Source organism: Empedobacter sp. UBA7494 (assembly GCF_002478465.1).
Classification (GTDB): Bacteria; Bacteroidota; Bacteroidia; order Flavobacteriales; family Weeksellaceae; genus Empedobacter; species Empedobacter falsenii_B.
In genome coordinates, this window is the sequence record NZ_DLOC01000049.1 from 17288 (window position 1) to 35207 (window position 17920).

Below are 17920 nucleotides of genomic sequence, written 5' to 3' on the forward strand. Positions count from 1 at the left end.
AAACATTTATCTTTAACAATAAACTAACTAAAATTATACTATGACAAATCAAGAATTGTACAAAGGAATTGCAGAGGATCGATTGAGTTTGGCTTCTACAATGGGAATTTTTCCTTCGTCAAAAGATTTTGTATTTTCAAGAGAATCAATTGAAAAAAGTCTAAAATCAACCGATTATTTTCAATTAATCAATTTTGATCTTATCGAGATTGATAAAGAAGAAAATGAAGCGGTAAAGCAAGAATATCAACTTGTAGTGTCTTATTTGGAGGAAGAATTTGATGTGAATTTGTATGTTGTGGATGCGAGAAGTAACGATTATTCTGAATTTGGTTTTGGAAATATGATTTCGGATGAAGAAATGGAAATTGCAACGCAACAAGATTTTTATTTGGAATCTGTGATGTATTTTGGAAATGATGCGTTGGATAGTTTTCATTTGCAACTAAAAATAATGCAAGCCATTGTCGAGAATCCGTCTATTGTTGTCGATTTTATGCCTTATCGTTTGCTTTCTGGTAAATGGGCGAAAGTAACAGCAGAGTCAGAAATTCCGCCTGCGCCTTCGTATTTATATGTGATACATGGCGTTTATGATGAGGACGAAAATGGCGATCGCGTGTATTGGATGCATACGCATGGTTTGCACCGTTGCGGTTCTGTGGAATTGGAAATGTTGAACATCAAAGATGGAGTAGAACAGATGAATTCGGCTTTGGATATGATTGTAAATGCGTTTATTAAACCAGATTTTCGTTCGCCAGAAAATGAAGAATTTAATATTGGTTATGATGGTTTGGATATTACATTTTGTTGGAAACGTTGGGAAGATGTGGTGAAAGATTATCCAGCAACAATTCCGGGAGGTTACAATGAACGTCAGCCAGAAAACGAAAATTACGAACCTTGTGGTGTTTTGTTAGCAGTGCAAGAAGGACATACATTGACGCCAGAAGTTTATGCAGCAACAATTGCAGATAATCCGATTTTCTTTATCAGCGATCAGGAAACGGAACGAATGTCAGCCTTGGCTTATCAACGTTTTGAATCGTATAAAAAAGCATTTAATACATATTTTAATCCAGAAGCAGATGAAGAAAATTATTATCGATTTTTAATCAAATTAGGATTTGATGTCGATCATGAAATGAATAAGGAACATATTTGGTTTGATGTGTACGGAATCAATGAAAACAACGAAATTTTTGGTGTTTGCTTGAATCGTCCTTATGCTGTAGAAGGTTTGAATGAAGGAGATGAAGGTCTTTATCCGCAAGAAATGATTACCGATTGGTTAATTTACACGCCGACAAACACCATCACTCCTGATAATATTTACACTATTGATTAATCAACGCGCCATTTTTCCAAACATGCGTTGGTTGTAATTGCCCTTGATAATAGATAATATTACGATAATCAAAGGTAGAGAAGCTGATAAAATCGGCTTTTTTACCTTTTTCTATTGTGCCACGATCAGCTAAATTCAGTGCTTTTGCCGCACGAAAAGTAATTGCAGCTAAAACTTCTGCCATTGATAATTTCTCGAAAGTAGCCAAAACAGAAGCTTGTGTCAAAAGATTTCCCATTGGAGCAGAACCAGGATTCCAATCTGAAGCAATCGAAACGCAACAACCAGCATCTAACAATTTTCGAGCAGGAGCATATTGCATTCCCAAACCGATAGAAGCGCCAGGTAAAACTGTTGCAACTACATCAGAATTGGCAAGATTTTTCACTTCTTCTTCTCCAGAAAATTCTAAATGATCTGCACTCAACGCCTTATATTTTGTTGCTAAATAACTTCCTCCAGCTGTAAATTGATCAGCGTGAATCGTAATTTCAAATCCTTGATTTTTTGCTTCATTCAAGAAATAATCGCCTTCTTCAACAGAAAAAGCAGATTGTTCCACAAAAATATCCACACGATTGGCTAAATCATCAGCTTTTAATTTTGGAAAAACTTCTTTTACCAAAAGTTCTAAATATTCTTTGTTTGAACCTTCGAAATCTTTTGGTTTCATATGCGCGCCTAAAAAAGTTGGAACTAAATCAATTTCACTTTCTTGATTCGCCATATTTATTGCTTCTAACATTTTAATTTCGCCTTCAACAGAAAGTGCATAACCCGATTTAACCTCAGCAGTTGTGATTCCTTGTTTGGCTAATTGAGCAATATGTTTTATGGTAATATCTTTCAGTTCGTCAACTGTTTTCTTACGCGTTTCTGTTACAGTAGACCAAATTCCGCCACCACTTTCGGCAATTTCTAAATAAGTTTTTCCGTCCAAACGCATGGCAAAATCTTTGGCGCGATTTCCTCCGAAGCAAACGTGTGTATGCGAATCCACAAATCCAGGAAGAAGAATTTGTTCTGTTTTGATGTGTTCAATTTCGATGGTTGGATGTTGTTGAGAAAGCGTTTCGAAATTTCCAATTTCTACAAATGTTTCATCATCAATAATAATTCCTCCATCTTCGATAACTTCGACTTGGTTTTCGTGAATAGCACCTTTTAAAGGTAAATTGGCAAGTGTTATAATTTGTCTGAAAGGACCGATTAATTTCATTTTTGTTGTTTTATAACACAAGTTTACGAAATTTAAGGGAGATTGTGTTCGAATTTCGAATTTCGAAACTCGTTTAACGAGCTTCGAAATTTTTATTTTCACGTGATGCGATTCCAAAACGAGTTTGGAATGACTTAATTTTTATTGTAAGTCAGTTGATAAAATAGCGTAGCCATAATTATCTGCCCAACCAGATTTTAGAGGAAGTAATTGTCTTGTATGCGCTTCTCGTATCATGCCAACTTTTTCAAGAACTTTATAAGAACCAATATTATCAACTGCGCATCCAGCTTCGATTCGATGTAGATTTAAAGTGTTAAAACCAAAAGAAATAATTTCTTTTAAAGCTTCTGTTGCAATTCCTTTGTTCCAAAAATCTGGATGTAATTTGAACCAAATTTCTGCATTTTTGTATTTAGCTCGACCTAAATTTAGAGAAATTAATCCAGCAAATTGATTGTCATTTTCGATAACAAAAGTATAGGCTTGCGGTTGCTCTCCTTGATTAGACTTTACTAAATCTTTTACATGAAGAACGGTAACGTCTATATTTTCTGGAATTCCTAACGTGTTATATTGATCAACTTCTTCGATAGAATGTAATTGATGAATTGCTTCTGTATCATCAATTTTGACTGGTCTTAAAGTTAATCGTTCAGTTTTAAGAATTACATTCATATAATTAATTACTTTTTCTTCAAATAAGTTGGGTCGTTTGGGTATTTAATTACTTTGACTAATGTAATAATTGTAAAAATAACGAAGATTAATATCACAATTGCGCTAAGAATGATGCGGTTATTTTGTTCGTTGTTGAACCCAAGGTAAAGTTCGAAAGCTGCCCAAACAATCATTAAAATTTGTGGTAATAGTGCGCCGAAAATATTTTTTGTCATTTTATTCTTCTATTGAGCTGTAAAAATAAGAAAAATAAAAAACCTGCTTATTAAAAGCAGGTTGAAAATATTATTGAGCGACTAATTTTGTTTCATTAAGAATTGGTTCCTTTTTCAGAATGTTAGTTGCCACTTCTACAGTTTCTTCTTTTTCTTCGAAAATTGGCGCTTCTTGTATAAATGCAGTTGCTGGCGCTTCTTCTACTTTTGGTGGCGTGTTATCAAATTTGTAATTAAATCCGATTCCAAGTGTTTGTTTAATCTGTGTTTTCTTGATTTGATCTTCATCATACAGTAAATTTAAACTTACTTGTGCCGAAACAAACTTGTTCACTTTCATATCCAAAATTCCTTGATAAGCAACGTCCATATTTCCGAAATTTTTCAGATAATCAGCGTAAATTCCAACACGGTTATCATAAGAAATTCCTTCCATAATTTGTAGTTTGTATCGCGCACCTAAATATGCACCAAATTCGAATAATGTTTTATCGCCATCATTTTTAAGTCCAAAGTTTCCTTTTTTCTGTAAATCTTTGTCTAAAACAAATGTAACTCTTGGTGTAAATGGATGAATATTAACTTGGAAATTTTCGTTTGGTTTGTAATCCACACCCAAACCTAAACTTAGATAACCTGGAGCCATCAAGCCTGAGATCTTCGTTTTTGGATCTGTTGAATAATCAAAACCATCTGTAAATTGTGTGCGAAAATTCATAGAGGCAGCTAAATACCAATGATTTCCAATGCTGTAACCATAAGAAGAAGTTAAGTCGATAACATCATTTGTTTTGCGAGAACTTTCGCCTTTGTTAGTCTGGATTCCGTATCCCAAAACAACACGATTATCCCAGATATGCTTTTCTTTTGTCAAGTTAAATTCGTAATCTAAACTTCCGTTCAGCGCAAATGAATTTACACCTCCCGCAACCCAATTACTGAATGCACTTTGAGAAAATAAAAGTGAATTATTTCCTGAAACAAACCAGCCAGGTTGACGACCATCAAATTTCTGATCTTTTAAATAACGCTTACTGTCAGTAGCTACTTTACCATCTTTTACTGTTTGCGCAAAAGTTGTAGCACTTCCTAAAATTGCTAATACAAATAAAATTTTTTTCATATAGATTGGTTGATTTAATAGTTATTTTATTCCAAAAATATGGATTCTGATTTAATATACGTTGATTTTTCGTCAATTGTATTTTTATCAAAAACTTGATCATAGTTTTGCTTCTCCAGTTTTATTCTAGGTAATTTGACAGGAGAAATGCCAGATGTATCGAAATATGGGAGAATTTCCTTCTTTCGACGTTTCTTCTTATCTTTTTTCTTAGTACTGTCTATTTTATATGTTAAGCCAATCCCAAGAGCTTGTTTAAACTGTGTTTGCGCAACTTGATCTTCATCATAAATCAAATTAATGGTTAATTGCGTGGACATAAAATTATTAATTTTCATATCTAACAATCCTGCATACACAATATCGAGGTTATAAAATTTGTTGGAATAATTAGAGAAAATTCCAATATTATTATCGTAAGTGACATTATCAAAAAGTTTTACCTTATAACGTCCACCTAAATATGCACCAACTTCGAAAAGAAACGTATCGCCATCATTTCGCAAACCATAGGTTCCTTTCTTTTGCAAATCTTTGTCTGCAACAATTGTTGTTCTTGATGTTAAAGGTTGAAAACTGACAGAAAAATTAGAATTTGGCGTATAATTCGCACCGACCCCAATTGTTACATATGCAGGCGCAAACAAATTTGATAGTTTTGTTTTTGGAGTTGTTCCATAATTGAAACCCGCAGAAAACTGTGAACGAATATTAAGTGATGAGGTTAGGTACCATTTTTCTTTAATTAAATAACCATAAGAAGTTGTGATATTTAGATTGTCAGCAGTTTTACGTGTTCCATTGGTTTTATTATCTAAAAAACCATACTCAAAAATAAAACGATTGTCCCAAAAGTGTTTCTTCTTTCGGAAATTGAATTCGTAATCAGTTTTTGCATTCAGTGAAACCGAATTTTCACCTCCTGCCATCCAATTGGAAAAGGTATTCTGATTAACGGTTAAGGTATTTGCACCATAAATTTCCCAACCCGATTTTCGTCCTGTAGTATCCACTTTAGATTTCAGATATTTTCGACCATCAATAATTAGATTTCCACTGGTATCTAAAAATTGAGCCGAACTAAAAAGTGATAGGACTAAAAAAATAATTGAGAAAATTAGTCTCATTTTAAAAAAATATCTTTGTTTAAAATTGAAAAATTCCAAACAAAGATATCTAATTTATTTTGTAAGGCTAAAAACCTTTCTTAATTATTTTGCCAACCTTTCAACCATTTCACTAATGTATCCACCCATTCTTGACGATCATTCAAACATGGAATGTATGTAAATTGTTCTCCACCAGCTTTTAAGAATTCTTCTTGTCCTTCCATCGAAATTTCTTCCAAAGTCTCCAAACAATCTGCAACAAAGGCAGGTGAACAAACAACTAAATTTTTCACGCCTTGCTCAGGAAACTCTTCCAATACATAATCTGTATATGGTTTTATCCAAGGATCACGTCCCAAACGAGATTGGAAAGATGTTGTGTATTTATCTTCTGGTAATTGTAGATATTCAGTTAATAACCTTGTTGTTTCAAAACATTGATTACGATAAGTTTCAATTGGTAATTTACTAATTTTCGCAGCACGAAGTGCTTTATTATCATGACGCTCTGGAATTCCATGATAAGTGAATAATATTTTATCGTATTCTTCAGGTAAATTTTCTTTGATAGAATCTCCTAAAACTTTGATATAATCTGGATGATTGTAAAAAGCTTTCAAGAAATTAATCTTAGTGTCTTTGTAACTTTTTTTCTGAATTTCAAGCACTTTATCCGCAACAGTTTCTGTAGAAGACATCGTGTATTGAGGGTATAAAGGAACAACCAAAATGTCGCGAACTCCTTTGTCATAAAGCTCTTGTAAACCAGCTTCTATCGAAGGGTTTTTGTAACGCATTGCCAAAACAACTGGAATATCCATTTGTTTTTGTACCATATCTCTCAAAATTTTAGAGTAAACAATTAAAGGAGAACCTTCTTTTGTCCAAATTTTTCGGTAAGCTTCAGCAGATTTTTCGGGTCTTTTTGGTAAAATAAATAATTCAACAATAGTTTTACGAATAATCCAAGGAGAATCCAAAACTTTCTTATCCATTAAAAATTCGCGTAAATAAGTTCTTACGTCTTCAACATTTGTAGAATCGGGCGAACCTAAATTCACTAATAATATTCCTTTGCTCATAATTCTTTTTATCTAAAAAAATATTGCGTTCTTTGTAGGTGTAAAAGTACGGAGGATAATTTAATTTGTCCTTCGTAATATCATCATTATAATTTATATCATCATTTTATGTCAGATTTATTAAATCCTGATAAAGAATTTTATCCAGACGACGATCTAAATCACGAAAATACTGTTCGTCCGCAAAGTTTTGATGATTTTGCTGGACAAGCGCATATTCTAGAGAATTTAGAAGTTTTCGTAAAAGCGTCTAAACTTCGTGGCGAAGCATTAGATCACGTTTTGTTGCACGGACCTCCAGGTTTGGGAAAAACGACATTGGCAAATATTATTGCGAATGAATTAGGCGTTGGAATCAAAATTACCTCTGGACCAGTTCTCGATAAACCAAGTGATTTAGCTGGTTTATTGACTAATTTGGAAGAAAATGATGTGCTTTTTATTGATGAAATTCATCGTATGTCTCCTGTTATTGAGGAATATTTGTATTCGGCAATGGAAGATTTTAAGATTGATATTATGATCGAATCTGGACCAAATGCTCGTTCGGTTCAAATTGGTTTGAATCCTTTTACATTAATTGGTGCAACAACACGTTCTGGTTTATTAACTGCGCCACTTCGTGCTCGTTTTGGAATTAATTTCCGTTTCGAATATTATAATGTCGAATTATTAAGTACGATTGTTGAGCGATCTTCTCGTATTTTAGACACACCAATTGACGAAAGAGCGGCGATAGAAATTGCAGGTCGTAGTCGTGGAACTCCTCGTATTGCAAATGCATTATTGAGAAGAACGCGAGATTTTGCACAAATAAAAGGAAATGGAAAAATTGATTTATCAATTGCCGAATTTTCTCTAAAAGCCTTGAAAGTTGATGACAATGGTTTAGATGAAATGGATAACAGAATTTTATCAACGATCATAGAGAAATTTAAAGGTGGACCAGTCGGAATTACAACTTTAGCAACAGCAGTTGGAGAAAATGGTGGAACATTGGAAGAAGTTTACGAACCATATCTCATTCAAGAAGGTTATTTGATGCGTACTGCGCGTGGACGTGTTGCAACAGAAAAAGCTTTCAAACATATTGGCGTAAAATATCGTGGCGAAAATTCACCTCAAACCGATTTATTTGATTTGTAATTTTGTTCTAAGTTCTAAGTTCTAAGTTCTAAGTTCTAAGTTCTAAGTTCGTTGTCATTCCGACGTTAGGAGGAATCTTAAAAGAGAATAGTATTTATCATTAAAAATATTTTATGTTAGAATTAAGATCTAATTGCGAAAATTGTGGAAAGAATTTATTGCCAAATTCAACAGAAGCGATGATTTGTACATTTGAATGTACTTTTTGCAAAGATTGCGTTGATAATATTTTGGAAAATGTTTGCCCGAATTGTAGCGGTAATTTTACTCCAAGACCTATTCGTCCAAATAAATATTTATCTAAATATCCTGCATCTACGCAAATTGTGTTGAAAAAAGTTAATCTAACAGAATTTGAGAATTTAAAGAAAGAATTTAAAGATATTTTACCTGAAAATCGTTAATCTCAATTTAGGAAAAATTAAATAAGATGTGATGTTGAAACGAGTTCAACATGACAATATCATTCCGATGTTAGGAGGAATCTCAGATTCTTCATTTCACTAACGTTTCATTCAGAATGACAAAATTTAATTTCGTCGATATAATAATTATAAATTCATAATTACGAATTAACTAATGCTCCTTCAAACAGAAGAACATATCAAAATAAAATGGTCCCAATGCATCAAAGAAAAAGCTGAAGCGTTGGGATTTATTTCTTGTGGTATAGCAAAGGCTGATTTTTTGGAAGAAGAAGCACCTCATTTAGAAGCTTGGTTGAAGAATGATTTTCATGGCGAAATGCAGTATATGGAAAATCATTTCGATATGCGATTGGAACCTCGAATTTTGGTAGAAGGAGCAAAATCTGTGATTTCGTTGGCGTATAACTATTACCAAGATTTAGATCGAAATCCTAATTCTTACAAAGTTGCGATGTATGCGCAAGGCGAAGATTATCATTTTGTCGTGAAGGAAAAAGTGCGAGAATTATTAGATTTTATTCAAGAAGAAATAGGAGAGGTGAGCGGAAGAGCTTTTACCGATTCAGCACCAATTTTGGAACACGCTTGGGCGAAAAAAGCTGGAATTGGTTGGGTTGGTAAAAATTCCTTGACGTTGTCCAAACAAAAAGGGTCGTTTTTCTTTTTGTCCGAATTAATTATTGATTTGGAACTAGCCTATGACTCTCCAATCGAAACTGATCATTGTGGAAAGTGTACGCGTTGCATTGATGCTTGTCCAACAGAGGCAATTCTACCCAATAAAACAGTGAATGGAAGTCAATGTATTTCGTATTATACAATTGAATTGAAAGATCAAATTCCGACCGAAATGAAAGGGAAATTTGATGATTGGATTTTTGGTTGTGATGTTTGCCAAGAAGTTTGTCCGTGGAATCGTTTTTCGTTGCCAACGAAAGAAACTCGTTTTGTTGGTCATGAGAAAATTAATCAATTCTCGAAAAAAGATTGGGAAGAAATTACGGAAGATGTTTTTCGTGAAATTTTTAAAAAATCGCCCGTAAAACGTACAAAATTTGATGGTTTGAAAAGAAATATCGATTTTGTAAAATCACTATAATTCGTGAAAATTTTTGGTTTAGATTTTGCTAGCTTTACTTCAAGAAAATCGAATCAAAAAATGAAAAAAAGTTTATTCATTCTTACTACTTTTTTAAGCTATTTTGCGCAAGCTCAATTTGGGATTGTCCAAGATAAAGATGGTTTTTCAAATGTGAGAGATGAGAAAAATACTTCGTCTAAAATAGTTGCTAAAGTCAATTCAAATTCTATTTATCCAATTGATTCTGATGAAGAAAATTCGAAATGGTATTTGGTCGAATATCAACTTGAAAAAGCAGGTTATGTTTACCATGATCGAATCAAAAAATTAGAAGATTTTGAAACAATTTCACCAACTTCAGTAAATGATTCTAAAATAGAATTTTCGATTGCAGATTATATTATTCAGCTCGAAACGCAAACATTTAATTCAAAAAAGCATAAAATTTTCAAGGAAGGTGATTTTGTTTATGCGATTGATGAAAAAGATTTTCTTGGTTCGGACGGAATGATTCCTCAAACAGAATTCAAATCGTTTAAAATATCATTCAAAGGAAAAGACATTATCATTCCAAAAGAATATTTTACCAATTTATATAATGCGAATTTGTCAGCTACAAAACTTACTTACAATAAAGAGTTAAATCAATATTATTTGTTTGGGACATATAGCGATGGAGCTGGAGTTTATGATGCGCTTTGGGTATTGGATAAAGGAAAAATTGTAAAACATATTGCTCAAATTAATGCTTATGCTTAGTCGATTTTTTTCAATTTTAGGATGCTTTTTGCTATTTACTTCGATAATATTTGCTCAAAAAGTAACGACTTCAAAGTTTGGAGATATTTCGTACGAAATGACACAAAAACAAGTTGCGGCTTTAACACCAAATAAATTAGCGCTTTATGATGTGAATAATGCTGAAATGCCTGAACAGGACATTGAGTTGAATGGAATTAAATATCATATTTCGTACTATAAAAATTTGAAAACAAAACAATTCGAAGTGTATACAGTTTCGTCTGTAAGCACTAAACTTTCGACTTTATCAGGAATAAAAATTGGAAGTTCGTTGGATGATTTATGGAAAGCGTACAAAAAATATGATATTTCTGTGCAAGATATTTTTGAAGATGATGAGACAAAATCGGTCAGAGCTTTTGCAATAAATGATCTTGATAATGGATGTACATTAGATTTTTATTTGAAAAATAATAAAGTCGTAAAAATGGTTTTGTTGAATGAATCGGGATATTTAAATAATAATATTTATGAGGACTAAAGTAGCTTTAGTAGGATTTTTCTTGCTTTCGGTAGTTGGATTTGGTCAGATTTCTACAACACGAATGAATGAGTTGAAAATTGGAATGCGTCCGTCCGAAGTATTAAAATTGTTAGGTAAAAAACCTGCTGCAATTGTTGATGAAGGAGAAACGAATATCACTTTAAAAGGAATTGATTACTCAATCGAAATAAGAAGTGGTTATTTGAGCAAAACAGAAAATGACACCTATTTAAGTTCTATTTCGACAACAAGTAAAAACATCAAAACCTTATCTGGAATTGGTATTGGCAGTACGTTGGAGGATTTATGGAAAGCTTATTCGTCGAAATACAATGTGTTGTTGGATAAATCGAATAATAATAACAGAGAATTTAGAATTGATGATAAAGAAAATGGTGTAATATTGACTTTTTCTTTGAAAAATGAAATTATAACAACAATAGGATTGAGTTCTTATAATCCAGAAGAATGTACACTTTAAAATAATGATTAAAACCTAAATACATAAAAATGAAAAAAATGTTTTTTATAGCTGCTTTTGTAGCTGGAATAGCTTTGCAAGCGCAAGTTTCTACAACTCGTATTAATGACGTAAAACTTGGAATGAAATTGTCTGAATTAGAGAAATTAACTGGACAAAAATTCAAATTGAAATTAAATGAATACGGTTATCCAGAAGACGATTTGACAATTGTTTCGAAAGGCGTAACCTATAAAGTTGGCTTAACATCGAACGGAGATGGAAATGGTTCTAATAATTTGACTGTTTATAGCGTGAAATCGACAGATTCGAGCCTTAAAACATTGTCTGGAATTAAAGTTGGTTCTTCATTAGATGAATTATTGTCGAAATACAAAAACTTGAATATCTCTATTTATGATGGTTATGATGATAAAACGGATAAAAGAACAAAGACTTTTCGTTATTTTAATGTAGAAGATCAAGATGCAGGTTCAATATTACAATTCAAATTGGTAAATGATAAAGTAGCTTCTTTTGATGTGATGTATAACGAAGGTTGTTAAAATAAATAAACAAAAAATTCCAACTCTTAGAGTTGGAATTTTTTATTTAAAATTATTTCTTAATCACTTTTTTTGTGATGATGTTTCTATCTTTTAGGTGAATAGATAAAATATACATACCAGCTGGATAATTTTTCAAATTAACTTCCGAACCTAATTCAATTCCAAGCAAACGACCATTAAAATCATATAGATTCACATAATCAAAATTCTTCGCATTAATTTTTACCTTATCTGTTGTTGGATTTGGAAAAACTTCTACAAGCGTTTGTTGATAATTGTAATCGTTCGCAGATAATTCCGCCCAAGTATTTTCGGCTTTATCTCCGCCCCAAATTAACGTTGCTAAATACGGATTATCAATAAATGGATTTCGACTTCCTTGCGTTTCGGCAATAATTTCGTTTCGCACTTTTTCAAATTCAGATACTTTATCCTGTACATTCCATTTCAGAAACATATCTGGCATTCCATCATTATTGGTTGTTGTTGTGTTGTTGTACGCAACCAATTGCGGATCAGTTTCCAACCCATAATGTACATACATATACATAATAATTCGTGCCACATCTCCTGTCCATTCATCACCTGGATAAAAACCGCCATTGATTAATTTGGCTTGCCCTGTCACATCTTGTGCCCATTTTTCACGATAAGTATTGTTACTTCTTGTCGAATTTAATTGTCTATCAACTGCACGTAAATTGTGCGCATCTGTACCTGTTCCTGGATTATTAGTCGTTAAAACAGGATTTGCTAATGATTTTGGAAAAACATGTTCGCGTTCCCATTTTCCATTTGCATTTCCGCCAGTATTGTTTTTGTTATTTACATCACGTGTACGCTGTTCAGCATAAACAGTAGAATTATCAGTAAAACCATAAATCAATAAAACGCGACCTTTCGAATCTAAATCTAAGTCAGATTTATCTAAAATATTCCAAACTCCAGGAGTATAGCTAACTGCATGATGCGTAGCATTGATTAAATCGTGTAATTCTTCCTTTATCGTTTTTCCATTTTGTTTAAAATCAATCCCTTCATAATAGTCGGGTTGCTGCGCAAAAGCGGCAAAAGGAAATAAAAGAAGTAAAAATTTTTGCATAACTATTTATAAATATTTAACAAAAGTAAGTATTTATAAATAGTTAATAAATGATATTAAGATTAACAATTCTTAAAGTTTTTATTGAAATTGTTTGATGTATTGCTTAGGTGTTAAACCGTATTTTTTCTTAAATGCTGATATAAAATGTGATGGATTTTCGTAACCAATTTCAAACGAAATATCTTTTACCATTTGTTGATTTTCTTCTAATTTATGCAACGCATATTCCAGTTTTTTATCCAATAAATAACCATAAACAGTTGTTCCATATAGTTCTTTGAAACCTTCTTTCAGATGATATTCCGAGATCGAAAATTTTTCGCAAAGTTGTTTGATTGTTGGTGGATTTTTAAAATCAGCTAATAAATAATCTTTGATTTCTTTGATTCGTTTTCCTTCATTTTCATCATTCAAGAAAGGACAATGCTCGGTTTGACTTTCGATTTCAGAAAAATAAAGCGTGAACAATTCGTACATTTTTCCAATCAAAAATAAATTTTGAAATTGTGGAGAAAGTTTCATTTGTTCAATTTGATTCAAAACTAATTTTATCGCTGGACCAATTTCACGTTCAATATAAAATTTCTCTTGCGTCATGCTCGAAATCAAATTATTCTGAATTTGATATTCTGCAAACAATTGATGTAATTTCTGAATAGACAAAACCACAATATAAACCTTACTTTCGGCATTTATATTTAACGATAATGGAATGTCTAATGTTGGATAATAAAACAAAAAACTTTTTCCTTCGTTCAAATTGATTTTATAAATACCATTATTAAAATTAAATGTCAGTGAACCTTTTGTACAAAAATAGAATTGTATATAACGCTTGTCAATTCCTTTCAGAATCGTGTCTGTAGAAGCTGTAAAGTTGTCTATCTGAGCGATAAATACGTCTGTTGACAATTTATACTCGTTAATTTTACTTTTATGGGTATTTTTTAAATCCATTTCGAATGATGAGGTTTGTCATATAAAAAACGTGATAATTGTCAACTTCGCTCTTTATAATGGTTTACATACAAATATAAACCTTTAATTTATAATTATTCTAAAAAAGCAAACTTTAATTTTTAGCGTTATTTTTTCTTTTTAAAGTTATTTTTCGAAGAGTTTTGAAACTACTTTTGTATCAGTATTTGAAGAAATGGCAATTAGAGGTAATAAAACGGAAGAAAATTTTTACGTAATCGGAATCAGTTATGAAAAAGCTGACGCCATTACACGTGGTAAATTTACATTTTTCCCGGAACAAGTTGAAACGTTTACACAAGATTCTAAAACGAATGGTTTAGAAAACTTTTTTATTGTATCAACTTGTAATCGTACTGAATTTTATGGTTTTGCAGAAAACGAAGATCAAATCGTTGAGCAATATTGTAAATATACAGAAGGTAATGCAGATGAATTCCGTCAATTTATGATGGTAAAAGAAGGAGAAGAAGCGATTACACATTTATTCCGCGTTTCGTCGGGATTAGAAAGTCAGATTTTAGGTGATTTTGATATCATAGGACAAATCAAAATTTGGTTTTCTCGTTTCAAAAAACAAGGTGCATCAAATGCTTTTTTAGAGCGTTTGGTAAATACTGCGATCCAAATTAGTAAAAAAGTAAAGAACGAAACTTTCTTAAGTAACGGTTCTGCTTCGGTTGCATATTCTGCGGTTAATTTTATTCAAGCAACGCAAGGAAACTTGGTCGACAAAAATATTTTGTTGTACGGAATTGGTAAAATTGGTCGTAATACGTGCGCTAATTTGGTCAAACATTATCCAAATACAAACATTACGTTAATCAATCGTACAAAAGAAAAGGCAGAAGTTCTTGGATTGAAATATGATATTACCGTAAAAGATCACAGCGAATTAAAAGAAGAATTACAAAAAACAGATATTCTAATTGTTGCAACGGGAGCAAGTAATTACACAATTACAGAAGAAATGATTCCGTTCGATAAGGAAATGACGATTATTGATATGTCAGTTCCAGAAAATGTAATTCATACGTTGGCTGCTCGCGAATCTATACAATTGGTAAATGTGGATGGATTGTCTAAAATGGTAGACGATACTATTGCGCAACGTCGCAATGCAATTCCAGAAGCTTTGGCAATTATAGAGGAGCATTCTACAGAGTTTTACGAATGGTTAGAAACCAGAGAATTGGTTCCAGCTATTCAATCTTTCAAAGATAGATTAGACTTTTTTCAGAGTTTTGCTTTAAATAACTTGAAAAAAGATAATGTAAACATTGACGAAAATGAAACGATTTTAACTGAAAAAGTAATTCAGAAAATTACAAATCAGTTTGCTTCTTATTTGATCGAAAATAAAGAAAACGCAGACGAAACAATTCAGTTAATCGAAAAAATGTTTCATTTAAAACAAGCTTAATACAATCATGAAAACAATAAAAATTGGTACACGTCAAAGTCCGTTAGCGCTTTGGCAAGCCAATAAAGTTGCTTCTATTCTTGAGGCAAAAGGTCATCCAACAGAAATCGTTCCGATTACTTCTGAAGGCGATGCAAATCTAAAACAACCCATTTATTCATTAGGTTTAACAGGTGTTTTTACGCGTTCATTGGACATTGCTTTGTTGAATGATCAAGTAGATATTGCGGTTCATTCGTTGAAAGATGTGCCAACTGTTTTACCAGAAAAATTAGAGTTGATTGCATATCCAGAACGCGCAAGTTCTGCGGATATTTTGGTGTACAAATCGGAAGATATTTTCGAGAAAAAACATCGTGTTATCGCTACTGGATCTTTGCGTCGTAAAGCATTTTGGAATCATAAATATCCAAATGATACGATTGTAGATTTACGTGGAAATGTGCAATTACGTCTGAAAAAGTTGCAAGATAATGCAGATTGGGACGGAGCTGTTTTTGCTTTTGCAGGTTTGGATCGTTCAGAAATTTTAGATGAATTGGCAGAAAAAGGTCTTCATTATAAAGTGATTGATTGGATGATTGCTGCACCATCACAAGGAATTTTAGGAATTGTAGCCAAAGAAGGTTTGGATTTGAGTGATATTAATAATCCTCAATGTGAACTTTTTGCAACAGTAGAACGTCAATTCTTGAATGTATTAGAAGGTGGTTGTACAGCGCCAATTGGAGCATTAGTTGAGAAAATTGATGAAGAAAATTACTCGTTCAAAGGAGCAATTTTATCAATTGATGGACAAGAAATGATTTCAATCGAAAGACAATTTAAAGCAGATGAATATTTGACAAAAGGTCGTGAATTTGCTGAAGAATGTATTGCGCAAGGTGCAGCAAAAATGATTGAAGAAATTAAAAAAGAAATCGGAACGAAATAGTGCGAACGAAGGTTTTATTCACGAAGTTAATTTCTCCTGAATTACTTGAAAAAGAATTCGGAGCTGATGTTGAGGTGGTTTGCAAACCAACTTTACAAATCGAATTGACTTCGAAGAATGAAATTTCTGCACAGATTGATGAATCCGTTCATCAATTTATCGTGACGAGTCAAAATACAGTAAATGCCATTCAAGGATTGGAATTGAATGGTCATTTTTTTGTTGTTGGAAAAAAAACGGCAGAAAAACTAAAAGCACAAAACAGAGAGGTTGTGTTGATTGAAGATTATGCAGAAGATTTAGCTCCGAAATTGATTTCAGGAAATTATTCTCCGAAATGGAATTTCTTGTGCGGTTCTTCGCGCCGAGATTTGTTGGTAAATGAATTGTCAAAAGCAAATCAAGAAGTCAATCAAATTATTACATATCAATCAGAACAGATTGTTTATCAATTAAATGAAACTTTTGATGCGTATGCTTTTTTTAGTCCGTTATCATTCAAAGCGTTTCATCAACAAAATAAAATATCGGAAAGTTCGCGTATTTTTACAATCGGAAATACAACAACTTCTACGATACAAGAAGTTTATCCAAATCATGAAATTATAACTGCACAAACACCTTTGGTGGAAGTGGTTATCGAAAATATAAAAAAATACATCAATGATAAAAAATGATTTGCTTTTAAAAGCATTGAGAGGTGAGGAGGTAGAGCGTCCGCCAGTGTGGATGATGCGTCAAGCAGGACGTTATTTACCAGAATTTATCGAATTGAGAGATAAATATGATTTCTTTACACGTTGTCAAACGCCAGAATTAGCGGCTGAAATTACAGTTCAACCAATTCGTCGTTTTCCGTTGGATGCAGCAATTATCTTTTCGGATATTTTGGTTGTACCGCAAGCAATGGGAATGAATTTCGAGATGAAACCAGGTGTTGGTCCGTGGTTAGAGAATCCTATTCGTACAGCTCAAGATGTAGAAAAAGTTTATATTCCTGATGTTGAAGAAGAGTTAGGTTACGTTTATGCAGCGATGGATATCACTAAGAAAGAGTTGGACAATAATATTCCGTTGATTGGTTTTGCAGGTTCTCCATGGACGTTGTTGTGTTATGCAGTAGAAGGACAAGGTTCTAAATCTTTTGACAAAGCGAAAGGTTTTTGTTTTCAAAATCCAGTTGCTGCGCATCAATTGTTAGAAAAAATCACTCAAACTACGATTCAATATTTGTTGAAAAAAGTGGAACATGGTGCAAATGTGATTCAGATTTTTGATTCTTGGGGTGGAATGTTATCGCCAAAAGATTATGACGAATTTTCTTGGAAATACATTGAGCAAATTGTGAACGAAGTTTCTAAAGTGGTTCCTGTAACAGTTTTTGCAAAAGGTTGTTGGTTTGCTTTAGAGAAAATGGCCGATTCTAAAGCTTCTGCTTTGGGTGTTGATTGGACAATTACGCCACAATTAGCGCGTGAGTTTACAGGCTTCAAAAAGACGTTACAAGGAAACTTTGATCCTTCTCGCTTGTTATCGCCACCAGAAACTATTCAGCAAATGGTAAAAGAAATGATTGACGATTTTGGTCCTTATAAATATATTGCCAATTTAGGTCACGGAATTTTACCAAATATTCCAGTTGAAAATGCACAAGCTTTTATAGAAGCAGTTGTAAATTATAAAAGAGATTAAGAAACTCGATATAACAAGAAAGAAGCTGTCTCAAAAGTG

Annotated in this window: 20 protein-coding genes; 12 read left to right on the plus strand and 8 right to left on the minus strand. The window is 32.6% G+C overall.

Going from position 1 to position 17920, the window contains the following annotated elements; all coding sequences use genetic code 11:
- The first annotated feature begins 40 nt into the window (after nucleotides 1-40).
- Nucleotides 41-1351, plus strand: coding sequence for a DUF4026 domain-containing protein (locus tag B4E95_RS05235; protein WP_291090507.1), 1311 nt, complete (start codon nucleotides 41-43; stop codon nucleotides 1349-1351).
- On the opposite strand, the gene hutI is transcribed toward B4E95_RS05235, so the two are convergent.
- The 6 genes from hutI to hemH form a co-directional block, all read right to left on the minus strand.
- Nucleotides 1341-2570, minus strand: coding sequence for an imidazolonepropionase (gene hutI / locus B4E95_RS05240; RefSeq protein ID WP_291090510.1), 1230 nt, complete (start codon nucleotides 2568-2570; stop codon nucleotides 1341-1343). The two genes, B4E95_RS05235 and hutI, sit on opposite strands and share 11 nt — an antisense overlap.
- 141 nt (nucleotides 2571-2711) lie before the next feature.
- Nucleotides 2712-3248 (minus strand): GNAT family N-acetyltransferase, encoded by a 537-nt coding sequence (locus tag B4E95_RS05245; protein WP_291090513.1) that lies wholly within the window; start codon nucleotides 3246-3248, stop codon nucleotides 2712-2714.
- Nucleotides 3249-3256: 8 nt separating this feature from the next.
- Nucleotides 3257-3466 carry a hypothetical protein gene (locus tag B4E95_RS05250; RefSeq protein WP_286478764.1) on the minus strand — a complete coding sequence of 70 codons (210 nt, stop codon included), beginning with the start codon at nucleotides 3464-3466 and terminating at the stop codon, nucleotides 3257-3259.
- Between the two features lie 70 nt (nucleotides 3467-3536).
- The gene (locus tag B4E95_RS05255) at nucleotides 3537-4589 is read right to left on the minus strand and encodes a DUF3078 domain-containing protein (protein ID WP_291090516.1); all 1053 of its coding nucleotides are present in this window, start codon (nucleotides 4587-4589) and stop codon (nucleotides 3537-3539) included.
- A gap of 26 nt (nucleotides 4590-4615) precedes the next feature.
- Nucleotides 4616-5716 carry a DUF3078 domain-containing protein gene (locus tag B4E95_RS05260; protein ID WP_038332080.1) on the minus strand — a complete coding sequence of 367 codons (1101 nt, stop codon included), beginning with the start codon at nucleotides 5714-5716 and terminating at the stop codon, nucleotides 4616-4618.
- An 80-nt stretch (nucleotides 5717-5796) separates the two neighbouring features.
- Entirely contained in the window at nucleotides 5797-6780 is a 984-nt protein-coding gene (gene hemH / locus B4E95_RS05265) for a ferrochelatase (RefSeq protein ID WP_038332082.1), read from the minus strand.
- Nucleotides 6781-6888: 108 nt separating this feature from the next.
- Here hemH and ruvB point away from each other — a divergent pair, with 108 nt between their 5' ends.
- From ruvB to B4E95_RS05300, 7 genes are all read left to right on the plus strand, one after another.
- Complete coding sequence (gene ruvB / locus B4E95_RS05270) at nucleotides 6889-7926, plus strand: Holliday junction branch migration DNA helicase RuvB (protein WP_038332085.1); 1038 nt, start codon at nucleotides 6889-6891, stop codon at nucleotides 7924-7926.
- 113 nt (nucleotides 7927-8039) lie between these two features.
- Complete coding sequence (locus B4E95_RS05275) at nucleotides 8040-8330, plus strand: DUF1272 domain-containing protein (RefSeq protein WP_291090520.1); 291 nt, start codon at nucleotides 8040-8042, stop codon at nucleotides 8328-8330.
- Nucleotides 8331-8505: 175 nt separating this feature from the next.
- Complete coding sequence (queG, locus tag B4E95_RS05280) at nucleotides 8506-9453, plus strand: tRNA epoxyqueuosine(34) reductase QueG (protein WP_291090523.1); 948 nt, start codon at nucleotides 8506-8508, stop codon at nucleotides 9451-9453.
- Nucleotides 9454-9513: 60 nt separating this feature from the next.
- On the plus strand, nucleotides 9514-10194 hold the full coding sequence (locus B4E95_RS05285) for an SH3 domain-containing protein (RefSeq protein WP_291090526.1): 681 nt from the start codon (nucleotides 9514-9516) through the stop codon (nucleotides 10192-10194).
- A gap of 97 nt (nucleotides 10195-10291) precedes the next feature.
- On the plus strand, nucleotides 10292-10717 hold the full coding sequence (locus B4E95_RS05290; RefSeq protein WP_291090528.1) for a hypothetical protein: 426 nt from the start codon (nucleotides 10292-10294) through the stop codon (nucleotides 10715-10717).
- Nucleotides 10707-11201, plus strand: a complete 495-nt coding sequence (locus tag B4E95_RS05295) for a hypothetical protein (protein ID WP_291090530.1) — start codon at nucleotides 10707-10709, stop codon at nucleotides 11199-11201. The genes B4E95_RS05290 and B4E95_RS05295 overlap by 11 nt, the downstream gene beginning before the upstream one ends.
- A 29-nt stretch (nucleotides 11202-11230) precedes the next feature.
- Nucleotides 11231-11746, plus strand: a complete 516-nt coding sequence (locus B4E95_RS05300; protein ID WP_291090532.1) for a hypothetical protein — start codon at nucleotides 11231-11233, stop codon at nucleotides 11744-11746.
- Between the two features lie 52 nt (nucleotides 11747-11798).
- On the opposite strand, the gene B4E95_RS05305 is transcribed toward B4E95_RS05300, so the two are convergent.
- Nucleotides 11799-12851: an endonuclease gene (locus B4E95_RS05305; RefSeq protein WP_291090534.1), complete on the minus strand. Its 1053-nt coding sequence runs from the start codon at nucleotides 12849-12851 to the stop codon at nucleotides 11799-11801.
- An 81-nt stretch (nucleotides 12852-12932) separates the two neighbouring features.
- Complete coding sequence (locus B4E95_RS05310) at nucleotides 12933-13766, minus strand: helix-turn-helix domain-containing protein (RefSeq protein ID WP_286500299.1); 834 nt, start codon at nucleotides 13764-13766, stop codon at nucleotides 12933-12935.
- Between the two features lie 241 nt (nucleotides 13767-14007).
- Here B4E95_RS05310 and hemA point away from each other — a divergent pair, with 241 nt between their 5' ends.
- From hemA to hemE, 4 genes are read left to right on the plus strand one after another with little or no spacing between them, the layout of a single operon-like run.
- Nucleotides 14008-15255, plus strand: coding sequence for a glutamyl-tRNA reductase (gene hemA, locus B4E95_RS05315; RefSeq protein ID WP_038332101.1), 1248 nt, complete (start codon nucleotides 14008-14010; stop codon nucleotides 15253-15255).
- 7 nt (nucleotides 15256-15262) lie between these two features.
- Nucleotides 15263-16189, plus strand: a complete 927-nt coding sequence (gene hemC, locus B4E95_RS05320) for a hydroxymethylbilane synthase (RefSeq protein ID WP_280051036.1) — start codon at nucleotides 15263-15265, stop codon at nucleotides 16187-16189.
- Complete coding sequence (locus tag B4E95_RS05325; RefSeq protein ID WP_291090536.1) at nucleotides 16189-16866, plus strand: uroporphyrinogen-III synthase; 678 nt, start codon at nucleotides 16189-16191, stop codon at nucleotides 16864-16866. Before hemC ends, B4E95_RS05325 begins: the two co-directional genes overlap by 1 nt.
- Nucleotides 16853-17881, plus strand: a complete 1029-nt coding sequence (hemE, locus tag B4E95_RS05330) for a uroporphyrinogen decarboxylase (RefSeq protein ID WP_286478747.1) — start codon at nucleotides 16853-16855, stop codon at nucleotides 17879-17881. Before B4E95_RS05325 ends, hemE begins: the two co-directional genes overlap by 14 nt.
- The last annotated feature ends 39 nt before the right edge of the window (nucleotides 17882-17920 follow it).